Source organism: Mariniflexile fucanivorans (genome assembly GCF_004341235.1).
In the GTDB taxonomy this organism is placed as follows: domain Bacteria; phylum Bacteroidota; class Bacteroidia; order Flavobacteriales; family Flavobacteriaceae; genus Mariniflexile; species Mariniflexile fucanivorans.
The window spans coordinates 93,592-107,633 of the sequence record NZ_SLUP01000009.1; the positions used below are offsets into that span (position 1 = coordinate 93,592).

A 14,042-nucleotide genomic window follows, 5' to 3' on the forward strand; every position below is an offset into this window, starting at 1 on the left:
TATATAAATTTAATTAATACTCTTTTTAAACTCCTTTCCTTTTAGGATGGGAGGGGTTACATCACAAATTTTGAACTTATTGATTTGTTATTATGTACTTTTTCCATCACCTCGGCAAATAAATCGGCACAACTAAGCACCTTAATTTTATCGCTTAAAGGTTTTACGGGTATGGAATCGGTAACTATAAGTTCTTCTAATTTTGAATTGTTTAAATTTTCGTATGCTTTACCAGATAATACGGGATGCGTACAAATGGCTCTAACACTTAATGCGCCTCGTTCCATCATTAAATCTGCTGCTTTTGATAGGGTTCCAGCGGTATCAACCATATCATCAACCAATACTACATTTTTACCTGTAACATCGCCAATTAATTCCATGTGAGATATAATGTTGGCTTTAGCACGCTGTTTATAACATATTACCACATCGCTTCCTAATGCTTTTGAATAGGCGTAGGCTCTTTTAGAACCGCCCATGTCTGGCGATGCAATAGTTAAATTATCTAAATTCAAGCTTTGTAAATAAGGCAGAAAAATGGTTGATGCAAATAAATGATCGACAGGTTTTTCGAAAAAACCCTGTATTTGATCTGCATGCAAATCCATAGTGATAATACGCGTCGCACCAGCTGCTTCCAACATTTTAGCTACTAATTTAGCAGCAATTGGCACTCTGGGTTTATCTTTTCTATCTTGTCTTGCCCATCCAAAATAAGGTAATACCGCAGTGATATGTCGTGCCGAAGCACGTTTTGCAGCATCAATCATTAACAACATTTCCATTAAATTTTCAGGACCAGGATTGGTAGATCCGATGATGAAAATACGCGTGCCTCTAATAGATTCTTCGTACGAAGGTTGAAACTCACCGTCGCTATAAGTAGAGGTAATAACATTACCTAATTCTACTCCAAATGACTTAGCAATTTTTTCTCCAAGTACTTTACTTTGAGTACATGCAAAAATTTTGGCTTCGGTAATCACTATTGGCATAGTTAACTTGTTGTTTTATAGCGTAAAAGAACGCCTTATTTTAAACGAGGTGCAAATTTATACATTTATTTTAACCTAAAAAGTATATTGAGGAGTATTTTTATGAATAATTTGGAAAAATTATATATTTTTGCTGCACTATTGAAGCTCAAGTGGCGGAATTGGTAGACGCGCCGGATTCAAAATCCGGTTCTTCGGAGTGCGGGTTCGATTCCCGCCTTGAGTACTTTTTATGTATCAAATGAATTCAAAAAACCTGTAAATATATGATTTACAGGTTTTTGCATTTTATATGGTATCAAATGAAACCATTTGATAGCATATAAAAAGGGGCTAATTCGGTGTCACTTGAAAATAAAAAAAATGGGTCACCAGATTAACATAATTTATAACGTAAATTATTGAACTACAATGTGTTAAAAAATAAAATTTTTATATTTTTTTTTGTAACTTCAAACAAAATAATAACAAAAAACAGTATAAAAGGTGACCCATTCGCTCAAACTTTTAATATATATTAAAAAAAGCAAATTAGATAATTTGGGGAAAGCGCCCATTTATGTAAGAATTACTATAGATCAGCAAAGGGCCGAATTAAGTTTGTGTCGTAAAATCGAACCTAGTCGGTGGAGTAATGAAACAGGTTTAGCTAAAGGGAGTTCGAAAGAAGTTCAAATCTTAACAGACATATATCCTCAATAAAAAGTAAAATATTTTCATGCCAACAGCAGCTTATTGAAAAAAGGGAAACCATAACTGCAATTTCCCTGCGAGATCGTTATCTGGGAAAAGATAAATCAAGTAAGATGCTATTAGACGTATTTCAGGATCATAATGATCAACTTGAAAAATTAATTGGTATTGACTATGCACCTAATACTTTAATACGTTATAAAACTACTAAAAATCACTTAACAAATTTTATCAAAAAAGAATACAAAGTAAAAGATATCTACCTTAAGAAAGTTGATATCAAATTTATCAATGCACTTGAGTTTTATTTAAAAACTAAAGAAAAATGCAGTCATAATACCACATTCAAATATGTTTCCAACTTAAAAAAAATTATTCGTATTTCCTATACGAATGGTTGGATAAACAAAGACCCATTTTTACACTACAAAACAAAATTTAAAATCGTTGACCGTGAATTTCTTCTTGAAAAAGAACTTGATGATATCATTGAAAAAGAATTCAAATTGGAAAGGCTTATTTTAGTGAAAGATATTTTTGTTTTTTGTTGCTTTACAGGTTTAGCTTATATTGATGTTCAAAAACTGTCAAAGGATAATATAGTTATTGGGATTGACGGTGAGTATTGGGTGAAAACTAGAAGAACAAAAACCGACAGCAGAAGTAATATTCCCATATTACCCGTTGCACAATCCATTTTAAATAAATACGCTAATCATCCGGAAATAATGCGTACCAATAAAGTTTTGCCAGTTTTAAGTAACCAAAAAATGAATGCTTACCTAAAAGAAATAGCTGACTTATGTAATATACAAAAAAACTTGACGTTTCATTTGGCGCGACATACATTCGCCACAACTGTAACTTTAAATAATGGAGTGCCTATTGAATCCGTAAGTAAAATGCTGGGGCATAAATCTTTAAGAGCTACACAGCATTACGCCAAAATATTAGATAGAAAAGTAAGTAATGATATGAGTGCTCTGCGATTGAAAATGGCTGCAATAAAACAAAATAAAAAATCCAGTAAATAGTTGATTTATTTTGTTTAATAAAATTTTCAGATATATGCTTTCAGCGTTTTACAGTTCTACTCTATGTCAAAATCCTCGAATTCCATTGTTAATAACTCAAAATACACCTCAAATCGGTTATTTTCCGACATTAAGTTTGATATGTTTTGATGTCATGTAACATCAAAAAAAATTAAAGACTAATCATATGATGTTATATGATTTAATTTGTTGTTTTACAAATAGTTGTGAATAACTAATTGAGATTTTTTTTTCTTTCAACAGCCTCATTTTATACCTTTATTTCCATAATCCCATAAGGGAAAGCAAAAGTACTTTTGTTCATTTTATTAATCTTAAACATAGAAAAAATGAACACTATTTTAATACTGGAACGATTAGATCGTTTAGAAAAACTACTCATAGGAAACAAAGAGGTTCTGACATTTGATGAAGCCTCTGACTATACAGGTATATCAAGAAGCTATCTCTATAAACTAACAGCTTCAGGAAAAATTCCACACTCAAAACCCAACGGTAAGATGCTCTTTTTTGATAAAAAGAAGCTTGTGGAATGGCTACTTCAAAATAAGCGCCAATCACAACAGGAACTCCAAGACGAAGCTCTAGCTAATACCATGCACCATAAAGTTAACTAGGTAACACTTTCATTCAACTATTTATTAACGACACCTTAATTTTCAATTAAGGTGCTAAACAATTACTATGAAAAATATACCATATATACGTGTGGGTACGTCGTATTATAAACAAGTCAAAGCGCCAACCATAGCAGGACACTTCAATGAAATCTTGGTGCATTGGAATATGGAGACCATTAAGCAAGACCATGGTAAAGACCATTTAAGCAAAATCCCAAAATATGATGGCTTTACCTGTATACCTAGCCATGTGAACTTTAAACAAGAATACTTGGGATTTTACAATATCTATTCTCCTTTGGGCAAGTCTCCCAAGGAAGGCGATATTTCACAATCCTTAAAATTTGTAGAACACATTTTTGGTAAACACTTCGAACTAGGCTTGGATTATTTGCAATTATTATATCTAAAACCAATTCAAGTACTCCCTATATTATGTTTGGTCTCCAAAGAGCGTTCCACAGGTAAAAGCACCTTTTTAAAATGGCTTAAGGAAATCTTCGATAACAACCTCACTTATTTGACCAATGATAGTTTTAGTAGCCAGTTTAATGCAGATTGTGCCAACAAACTTTTAATATGTATAGATGAAGTTTTATTTAACAAAGAAGAACTAACAGAACGTATTAAATATTTAAGCACCACTAACATCAATAAATTGGAAGCCAAAGGCAAAGACAAGCGTGAAGTGGAATTCTTTGGAAAGTTTATTCTATGCAGTAATAATGAAGACAGTTTTATAAAGATTGATTCTAATGAAACTAGGTTTTGGGTTACAAAAGTGCCCATCCTAGAGAAGGAAGATACCCATTTTCTGGAGAACTTGGTAAAAGAAATTCCTGCCTTTATGCATTATCTGTCAAACCGAAAACTAAGCTCCAAACACTTAACAAGGATGTGGTTTACGGCACAGCAAATAAAAACCAAGGCACTGACAAAATTAGTTCAGAACAATCGCAACCGAGTTGAAAAGGAACTGGCAAGTATTTTATTGAGTGTGATTGAAAAATTTGATTTGGAAACCGTGGATCTCTGCCCGATGGATGCTTTGTTGGCACTCAACAAGACCCGGGTAAGAACCGATTTGACACAACTTAGGCGCTTGCTCAAAAAAGATTGGAAAATGGACAACCAGGACAATTCCAATAGCTATCAGAAATTCGTGATTTGGACAGATGGAGATATCAACTTAATCGATGCCAAAGGCCGCTATTTTACCATAGAAAAAATATTCTTAACCCAAAATTTTGATGAAATGATGACAGAATGAAGAAACTGTTGATTTTAAAGGGATAAAGCCGTCATCATTTATTCATCATTTTGTCATCAAAAAAAATAATGATGACAGGGTAAAGTATTAAAAAAACTAGAATGATGAAACGATGAAAAATTGATGACTGGGAAAACGTAATGATAATAAGGCTTAACAGATGAAATCATCAAAACATCAAAAAAACACCCTAAAACACATTGGCTCATGAAAAGAAAAATAAATTGTGAAACAGCCCGAGATTTTTCAGTGATAAAGACACTGGAAAAACTAGGGCACTTTCCCAAAAGGACAGCGGAAAAAGAAGCTTGGTTTCTAAGTCCTTTCAGGTCAGAAACCCAAGCCTCTTTTAAAGTCTCTAAAACCAAAAACCGATGGTACGACCATGGCGAAGGTGTGGGTGGTAATGTAATAGATCTCGTATGTAAGATTTTAAAATGTTCCATTCAAGAAGCTTTGAAATTTTTGAATGATGAATCATTTTGTTTTTCTTTTCAACAGCAGCAACATTTCAGTAAAAAAGAAAAAGAAATCCAAATTGTAAAAGTTCAAGAAATAAGACACCCAGCTTTAACTCAATATTTAAGCTTCAGAGGTATTTCTGTAATTACAGCCAAAACCTACTGCAAAGAAGTTTGGTACCAATATAAAGACGCCCAATATTTCGCCATCGGTTTAAAGAATCACAAAAACGGGTGGGAATTACGAAACAAGTTTTTTAAAAACAGTAGCAGCCCCAAAGCCTATACCTATATCCAAAATGACAACAAAGAATTAGTCATAGTAGAAGGTATGTTCGATTTATTATCTCTGGTCACTTTAAACGAAACGCAAATAAAAGTATCGGATATCATCATATTAAATTCTATAGCCTTCATAAATGATATTGAAACTTATATAAATAAATACGAATTAGTTCATCTCTATTTGGATAATGATAAAGCTGGACAACAAGCGACAAAATTTCTAATGAAAAACTACAAAAATGTATTAGACCAAAGCAGCATCTATAAAAACCACAACGATTTAAACGCCCTATTGTGCCATGAAAAAAGAGTATGATTTTAATTTGAAAACGATAGACAAAAAGGAGCAGACTGTAAAGATTCCTGCCGATATACTAAGTGATTCGGATAGCATAGAGTTGGATATAATACTGAACTCACCTGAAACTGAAATGGTCTTGGGGAGGAATGCGAGATGTGTGTCTGTGGACACATTCTCGTTTGCTCCCCATGGTCGCAAAGAAAAAAAAGAGTTGTTTAAGGGGAAGGATGACCTCGTTAAGTTTCGATGTACCGTTTACGAAAAGAAACTTCTGGAAGTGAAATCAAAACGGAGTGGATTGAGTTTAAGCGAATACATTCGGCGAAGTTTATTTGACCAAGAAATTACGGAACGTTTTTCAGATGAACACATCCAGCTTTATAAAATGCTCATTAAGTACCACAATAATTTTAAGGCCATTGGAAACATGTATAGAAAACGGAATCCTAAACTAGTTGAAACGGTTTATAATCTTGCAGATGAAATTAAAACACATCTTAAAAAATTTTAAAAATGATAGGAAAAGGCAAAAGCATATCACACACCAAAGCTTGTATGTGCTACGGATGGAATCAGGAAAAGGATGCTGAAATTGTATTCAAGGAATTTCTGCATGGAGATTCGCCAGATGAATTCACCAGGGAATTCAAAATGCTCCAAGACCAGAATTATAACTGCACAAAAAACACCTTGTCATTTATTATCAGTCCAACGATAGAAGATGGCAAGCGATTGGATAAAAATAAACTGGAAGAAATATCGAAACGGTTTATAAAGGAAATGAAATTGGGTGAGCGTCAAGCCATCGCTTTTGTGCACAAGGATAAAGAGCATAAACATATCCATTTATATGTCAATCGAATTGATTTTAAAGGCGTCGCATATAATGACAGTTTCATTGGAAAACGCAGTCAAAAAGCAGCAGAAAAAGTAGCGGAACAGATGGGACTTACCACCGTAAAACAAGTCCAGTTTGAAAAGGAATTTAATTTAAGGGAAATCCGATCAGAAATTAAACGCCGGCATGATCTTACGATGAAACAATTTCAGCCAAAATCCTTTGATGATTATGTCAAAACGATGCAGGTTAATGGCGTAAAAGTGATCCCAACCATTAACAATCAAAACAAGTTACAGGGCTTTCGGTTTGAATTCAATGGGCATAACCTAAAGGACAGTGAAATCCACCGAAATATGTCCGTTGGCAATATTGGAAAACAGATATCAGGAATTCAAGGTAAAAGTATTTTAAAAGAAAAAAATATAAGTATCAAACTAGCTGGTAAGGTGGTTGACCTGACACCAAGTTTAGCTTTAAAAATTACCAAGTTCATTATTAAAAAAGCAATCCAAAAAGGAATCGGATATTAAATTAAAAAAAGCAGTCATGACAAAACTTGAAGAATTAACAGCATTACTAGTAAATGAAATCAATGATTTTAACAAGGGCGTTGAAAAACTGGAAAAAATCAGCGAGCAGATTAGTGCAACCAAAATCAAAATGGATGTATCAGAATACAAATCCATTATTGAAGAGCACCAGCTACAAATGAACACTTATAAGGATATGTTGGAACGTTTTGAAAGTCGTTTTAACGATAAGATAAATGAAGCTAAAATATATCCGACTTGGGCGGTTGTGGTTTTTATTATAGGAGTGTTGTTCGGTTTGGGAGCCATTTTGTTAGTTGTTATTTAATAAGGACTTCTATTAATTAAATGGCATTATGAAAAGAATAAAGTATTTTAAGAGATAGTTTAAATTGGGAAATTTTGACCCAATTTATATCATAACCTTCAAGCAACGTTAGAATAATGAATTAAAACAACATTTCTATCATTGGATGCTCGATTTGTATTATTCGCCCTTTTGTTAAAATACTAATTTTAACCAAAAATAATTAATGATTGGTGACCTTGAACATTTCCATGTTTTAGATATTTATTTTACGAGCTTAAAATTGCCTTTAATTAATAGTTAACCACCATTTGGAAACTTAAAACGTATAGATTATGAGATACCCTTTACTAAAATTTTTAACACTAGTCTTATTTATATATTCATGTAAATCGGACAAAACGGATAATCCTATTATAGATAACCTATCAAGGGAAAAATCGATTAATATGGATTCTATAAGTGGTAAAGTATATACTACGGCTCATCATACTTCCTTAAAACTTTCTGAAACTGGTACTTTAAAGTTTGAAGACTTCAAACAACCTTTAGAAACAGATGCGGCTATTAATGTAGACGCTTCAAAAGAATTTCAAACATTTCTAGGTATTGGAGGTGCTTTAACCGATGCCGCTGCCGAAACATTTTTCAAACTTACTGAAGAAAATCAAGCTAAGTTTTTAGAAGCGTATTATAATCAAGAAAAAGGTATTGGCTATTCTTTAGGGCGTACTACTATTCATAGTTGCGATTTTTCAACAGCAAGCTATAATTATGTTGAAGAAGGCGATTCAGAATTAAAAACCTTCAACATCGATCACGATAGAACATATAGACTTCCATTCACCAAAAAAGCAATTGAAGCCGCAGGAGGAAAACTAACCATGTACGCTAGCCCATGGAGTCCACCCGCATTTATGAAAACCAATAATAATATGCTACAAGGTGGTAAGCTAAAGCCAGAATTTTATCAAACTTGGGCCAATTACTATGCTAAGTTTATTAAAGCTTATGAGGCTGAAGGAATTCCAATTTGGGGGTTAACCATTCAAAATGAACCGATGGCAACTCAACGTTGGGAATCTTGTATTTATACAGCAGAAGAAGAGCGAGATTTTGTAAAAAACAATTTAGGACCAACTTTAGAAAAAGAAGGTTTGGGCGATAAAAATATTATTGTGTGGGATCATAACCGCGATTTATTATTCCAAAGAGCCAGCACGATTTTAAACGACCCAGAAGCTGCAAAGTATGTTTGGGGCACGGGTTTCCATTGGTATGAAGATTGGAAAGACGGTATCCCGATGTTTGATGCCGTAAAACGTGTTAAAGAAACGTATCCAGATAAAAACTTGATTTTTACTGAAGGATGCAATGAGAAATACGATTTAAAAAGAATAGAAAATGACGACCCAAAATTAGCGGAGCGCTATGGGAAATCCATGATTAACGATTTTAATAACGGAACAGTTGCCTGGACCGATTGGAATATCCTTTTAGACCAAACAGGTGGCCCAAACCACGTTGGTAATTTTTGCTTCTCCCCAGTCCATGGAAATACCGAAACAGGAGCATTAACTTTTACGAACTCATTTTACTATATAGGTCATTTCTCAAAGTTTATTCGTCCAGGAGCAAAACGAATTGTAAGTGTATCAAGTGTTAATCCTCTGTTGACCACGGCGTTTAAAAACGAAGATGGAAGTATTGTTATAATCGTTATGAACGATAGTGATAATGACATGGATTACAGTATAACCATGCAATCCAGAACCGCTATGTTAAAAACAAAACCGCATGCTATTCAAACAATTGTTTTGAAACAATAAACTGCTAAAATAAAGATTGCATAATTCTAAAGAGTTGTGTATAAAATATTTTGATAAAAAAGTAAAACTCATACCATACTAAAATATAAATAGCCAGAAATCTAATACAGTAGCATAATTATGAAAACTCCTATACAACTTAATCAAGAAAAATTATCAGAAATAGGGAGCGGTATTCCCGTGCCAACCTATAACCGATCAGACAATAAAATTGGAATGGTTCATATTGGTGTTGGCGGTTTTCATAGAGCACATCAAGCTTATTACCTGCATAAACTTCGGCAACTTGGTGAAGCCTCAGATTGGAATATCTGTGGCATAGGTTTACGTGAAGCAGATAGCAATTTACATGACATTTTCAAAAAACAAGACCATCTTTATACGTTGATGGTCAAACATCCAGATGGAAAAATTGAACCCGAAGTTATCGGGTCGATTATAGATTTTGAAATGGGTACAGCTAACCCAGAATCTGTAATTGCTCGTATGGCAAATGCCGATACTAGAATCGTTTCATTAACGATTACTGAGGGAGGTTATAATTTTAACTCCACAACAGGGGAATTCAATTTTGATAACCCAGATATACAGCACGAATTGCAAATTCCGCAAGACCCTAAAACGGTTTATGGGTTTTTAACCGCAGCCTTAAAAAGACGTCGCGATGCTGGACTGCCTGCTTTTACCATTTTGATTTGTGACAATATCGAACACAATGGCGATATGGCACGTAAGATGCTGCTTACCTTTGCCAATGCTCAAGATGCAGATTTGGCTGAATGGATAGCTAAAGAAGTCTGCTTCCCTAATAGTATGGTAGATCGTATTACACCAGTAACAACAAAAGCCGATATCGAAATTCTTGAACAAACTTATGGTGTAAAAGATGAGTGGCCTGTTACCTGCGAACCTTATATACAATGGGTAGTAGAAGATAAATTTTCGAACGGCAGACCTGAGTTCGAAAAAGTAGGCGTACAATTTGTACCCGATGTGGGTCCTTATGAAAAAATGAAACTGCGATTGCTTAATGCTGGTCATTCGGTATTAGGGCTTTTGGGAGTCCTTCATGGACATCCAACTATTAACGCATGTATTGAAGATGAAACCTTTGCTACTTATTTACGTGCCTTTATGGATACAGAAGCTACACCTGTTTTAGGAGACATTAAAGGCATTAATTTGGAAGAATACAAAGATAGTTTACTGGAACGTTTTGGCAATCCGAATATTAAAGATAGTGTTGGCCGAATTTGTATGGAAAGCGCCGCCAAATTACCCAAATTTTTAATTGCTACAATACATGAGAATTTAGCAACAGGAGGAAGTATCAAATTTGCAACATTGGTAATTGCTGCGTGGTGTTATTATAGCGATAAAAGCATTGATAAACACGGACACCCCATTGAAATTGTTGATGCTATGAGTAGCGAACTTCATCAAGCGGCAAATCAAACCGAGACCGATCCATTAGCTTTTATAAAACAAGAATCTATTTTTGGTAATCTTATTGAAAATGAGCGATTTACTAAGTTGTATGCCATAACTGTTCAGAAAATCTATAAAGATGCCAACATTAAAAAGTATATGTTGGAGATGATTTAGAGTCTAAAATTGTATAAGAAATATGTATTACAAAAAAAATAGCATTGTAAAATTGAATGCTAAATTAAACTAATTATGAAACAGATTGTATGTTACGGTGAAGTGCTTTGGGATATGCTGCCTACAGGTAAAAAATTAGGAGGCGCACCACTTAATTTAGCACTAAGAATGCAAAGTTACGGTTGCTCAACCAAGGTAATTAGCAGTATAGGGAATGATGCCGCTGGTAAAGGTATTGTTGAACAAATGAAAACGTATAATGCAACAACAGACCATCTGCAAGTTAGCCAAAATTACGCAACAAGTGAAGTATTGGTAACGCTGAATGATGCAGGATCTGCATCGTATGAAATAAAAATGCCTTGTGCTTGGGACGATATTCAACTTTTGGAAAAAGACATAGCTATTGTTAAATCTGCCGATGCTTTTATATATGGTAGTTTAGTTGCGCGCCAGCAAACTTCAAGAGAAACGTTGTTTGCTTTACTCAAAACTTCTCCTTTTAAAGTTTTTGATGTTAATCTTCGTCCTCCACATTATGAGTTGAATACGCTTACTACTCTTATGAAACAAGCTAATTTTATAAAGTTTAATGATGATGAAATCATTGAACTATCCTTAGCTATAAGTGGTAAGAAGCTGTCTATAGAAGAAAGTATTCGTTTTTTTTCCAAAGAAACCCAAACACCTAGTATTTGTGTAACATTAGGGGCTGATGGTGCTGTATTATTTCAAGATAATAAGTTTGTTTATAACAAGGGGTATAATGTAAAAGTGGCAGATACTGTTGGAGCTGGAGACTCTTTTCTTGCCACACTAATCTATCAACTACTCACTGGTGCAAATGCTGTTACTGCGCTTGATTATGCCTGTGCAGTAGGAGCTATCGTAGCTTCAAAAGAGGGCGCTAATCCAATAATTAACGATAAAGAAATTCAAGAGATAATGACATAACTTTAATAGTAATAAATTGAAATTTAACCTTATAGAAGGTAACTTATTAAACGAGTACATTATAATTATTTAACCTTAATGCTGAAAATTTAATTGCAGTATTTACATTTTTTAAAATTATTTTTCATGAAAAGAATTGCGCATTTCATCCTAATTTGTACAGTTCTTTATTCATGTGCAAAACCAGTAAATCAAGAATTTAAAACTAAAACCATGTTTAAACCTTTTACACCACCAATTGCCTACGACGATGCAAAAAAGCAAGCCATAGAAATCCTTAATCAGATGACCATCGATGAGAAAATCTCAATAATAGGTGGTTATAACATGTTTTACACAAAAGGATTTGAAAAATTTAAGATACCAGCGCTGTATTTATCTGATGCCACACAAGGTGTTAATATACGTCCAGAGCTTCCTAATCAACTTGAAAAATCGGTTGCTTTTCCAAGTCCTATTGCCTTAACAAGCACATGGAATACAGAATTATCTAACATATATGCAAAATCTATAGGTGAAGAATGTAGAGCTGGTGAAATAGCAGTGTTGTTAGGACCAGGAATGAACATTTACCGAATATCTCAAAACGGTAGAAACTTTGAATATTTTGGCGAAGACCCATATTTAGCTGCACGTATGGTAGAAAATTATGTAGTAGGCATGCAAGAAACAGGTACTATGGCTACTTTAAAACACTTTGTAGCTAATAATACAGACTACAAGAGAAGAACCTCAAATTCAGTAGTTGATAAAAGAGCTTTACACGAAATTTATATGCCGGCTTTTGAAGCTGGTGTTAATGCAGGTGCAATGGCTGTTATGACTTCCTATAATTTAGTAAATGGCGAGTATGCTGGCCAAAGCAAAGATGTAATTACAGGGCTTTTACGTGAAGATTTAGGTTTTAAGTGGTTGGTTATGAGCGATTGGTGGTCGGTATATGATTCCGAAAAAGTAATAAAATCAGGGCTGGACCTTGATATGCCTGGGGAACCAAGAGCTGAATTTCCTGATTATATGAATAAGGATGAATTCTTTTTACGATCATCCGCAAAATCGCTTCTCGAAGATGGAAAAGTGGAAGAAGCAGACATCGATAGAATGGTAACCAATATCCTAACTACACAAATAGCCATGGGTCTTCTTGAACGTCCTATAAAAGATACTAGCTATTTGGAAAATTTCGACGATCATATTGAAGTTGCTTTACAAACGGCACGTGAAAGTATGGTCCTTCTTAAAAACAACGGTGTTTTACCTATTCGTAACTCTGCAGATATTTCAATTTTACTCACCGGAGAATACTCAGATAAAATTCCTTGTGGTGGCGGTGCAGCAGAAGTTAAAGGGTATGATAATGTAACCATGCTTGCAGCACTAAAAGAGGTGTATGGAGCCAAAGTTGTCTACATAGAAAAGCCAGATAATCAAATTATAAAAAATGCGGATTACGTGATATATAGTGCTGGTACATTTGATTCTGAAGGCTGGGATAAATCGTTTGATTTTCCAGAAACCGTTAATAAAGCTATTAAAAATATAGCGTCACTAAACAAGAATACTATTGTAGCAGTTAGCTCTGGAAGTGGCATGAATATGACGGAGTGGAATGATGATATTGCAGGTTTAATTTACAGCTGGTATCCTGGGCAAATTGGGTTTAAAGCTTTTACTGAAATAGTGGCTGGAATTACCAATCCATCGGGGAAATTACCAATTACCATAGAGAAAACATTTAAAGATTCACCAGGTAGTAATTACATACCTGAAGATAAAGAACTTTATACAGGTTGGCAAGAAGATCATAGGATTATAGACCCTATAATTGATGTAAAATATAACGAAGGCATATTTGTTGGTTACCGTTGGTACGAGAGCAAAGCTATTCAGCCACTTTATAATTTTGGTTTTGGCTTGTCATATACAACGTATGAATACAGTAATTTAAAGTTGGAAAAATCATCCATCAAAGCAGGTTCATCTTTAAATTTTGAAATTGATATTAAGAATACAGGAACTATGGATGGACAGGAAATAGTCCAGATATATGTTCGTGATATAGAAGCTTCTGTGGAACGTCCAATAAAAGAGTTAAAAGACTTTCAAAAAGTACAGTTAAATGCTGGAGCTGAAAAAACTTTGCGTTTTACATTAACGGAAAGAGATTTTGCATTTTGGGATGTAAAAACAGAAAATTGGGTAGTTGAGCCAGGGCAATTTGAGATACTGGTAGGATCTGCATCTAATAATATTTTAGCAAAAGGTCTACTAGAAATAGTCCAATAACAATGAT

The 14,042-nt window shown here is 34.1% G+C and carries 13 protein-coding genes and 1 tRNA gene; 13 read left to right on the forward strand and 1 reads right to left on the reverse strand.

The genetic code is table 11. The features are described 5' to 3' along the window. Window positions 1–56: 56 nt before the first annotated feature. Window positions 57–998: a ribose-phosphate pyrophosphokinase gene (locus EV196_RS16970; RefSeq protein WP_132218976.1), complete on the reverse strand. Its 942-nt coding sequence runs from the start codon at window positions 996–998 to the stop codon at window positions 57–59. A gap of 146 nt (window positions 999–1,144) precedes the next feature. Between EV196_RS16970 and EV196_RS16975 the strand changes: the two genes are divergently transcribed. The 13 genes from EV196_RS16975 to EV196_RS17030 all read left to right on the forward strand — a co-directional run bounded on the left by EV196_RS16975 (window position 1,145) and on the right by EV196_RS17030 (window position 14,035). Beyond that, window positions 1,145–1,224: transfer RNA gene (locus EV196_RS16975), tRNA-Leu, on the forward strand. A 260-nt stretch (window positions 1,225–1,484) separates the two neighbouring features. Further along, the gene (locus tag EV196_RS20305; protein ID WP_317128025.1) at window positions 1,485–1,700 is read left to right on the forward strand and encodes an Arm DNA-binding domain-containing protein; all 216 of its coding nucleotides are present in this window, start codon (window positions 1,485–1,487) and stop codon (window positions 1,698–1,700) included. A gap of 104 nt (window positions 1,701–1,804) precedes the next feature. Beyond that, window positions 1,805–2,725, forward strand: a complete 921-nt coding sequence (locus EV196_RS16980; protein ID WP_317128026.1) for a site-specific integrase — start codon at window positions 1,805–1,807, stop codon at window positions 2,723–2,725. Window positions 2,726–3,075: 350 nt separating this feature from the next. Beyond that, window positions 3,076–3,363: a helix-turn-helix domain-containing protein gene (locus EV196_RS16985; RefSeq protein ID WP_132218977.1), complete on the forward strand. Its 288-nt coding sequence runs from the start codon at window positions 3,076–3,078 to the stop codon at window positions 3,361–3,363. Window positions 3,364–3,430: 67 nt separating this feature from the next. After that, window positions 3,431–4,636, forward strand: coding sequence for a primase-helicase family protein (locus EV196_RS16990; RefSeq protein WP_132218978.1), 1,206 nt, complete (start codon window positions 3,431–3,433; stop codon window positions 4,634–4,636). Window positions 4,637–4,843: 207 nt separating this feature from the next. Continuing rightward, window positions 4,844–5,698: a toprim domain-containing protein gene (locus EV196_RS16995; RefSeq protein ID WP_132218979.1), complete on the forward strand. Its 855-nt coding sequence runs from the start codon at window positions 4,844–4,846 to the stop codon at window positions 5,696–5,698. Further along, window positions 5,682–6,194: a mobilization protein MbpA gene (gene mbpA / locus EV196_RS20165; protein ID WP_243652265.1), complete on the forward strand. Its 513-nt coding sequence runs from the start codon at window positions 5,682–5,684 to the stop codon at window positions 6,192–6,194. Before EV196_RS16995 ends, mbpA begins: the two co-directional genes overlap by 17 nt. A 2-nt stretch (window positions 6,195–6,196) precedes the next feature. Further along, complete coding sequence (locus EV196_RS17005) at window positions 6,197–7,054, forward strand: relaxase/mobilization nuclease domain-containing protein (RefSeq protein WP_132218980.1); 858 nt, start codon at window positions 6,197–6,199, stop codon at window positions 7,052–7,054. Between the two features lie 16 nt (window positions 7,055–7,070). Beyond that, window positions 7,071–7,382 (forward strand): DUF6730 family protein, encoded by a 312-nt coding sequence (locus tag EV196_RS17010; protein WP_132218981.1) that lies wholly within the window; start codon window positions 7,071–7,073, stop codon window positions 7,380–7,382. 314 nt (window positions 7,383–7,696) lie between these two features. Further along, entirely contained in the window at window positions 7,697–9,190 is a 1,494-nt protein-coding gene (locus EV196_RS17015) for a glycoside hydrolase family 30 protein (RefSeq protein ID WP_132218982.1), read from the forward strand. A 120-nt stretch (window positions 9,191–9,310) separates the two neighbouring features. Next, entirely contained in the window at window positions 9,311–10,795 is a 1,485-nt protein-coding gene (locus tag EV196_RS17020) for a mannitol dehydrogenase family protein (protein ID WP_132218983.1), read from the forward strand. Window positions 10,796–10,870: 75 nt separating this feature from the next. Continuing rightward, entirely contained in the window at window positions 10,871–11,749 is an 879-nt protein-coding gene (locus EV196_RS17025; protein ID WP_132218984.1) for a carbohydrate kinase family protein, read from the forward strand. 126 nt (window positions 11,750–11,875) lie between these two features. Further along, window positions 11,876–14,035, forward strand: coding sequence for a beta-glucosidase family protein (locus EV196_RS17030; protein WP_207902871.1), 2,160 nt, complete (start codon window positions 11,876–11,878; stop codon window positions 14,033–14,035). Window positions 14,036–14,042 lie beyond the last annotated feature (7 nt).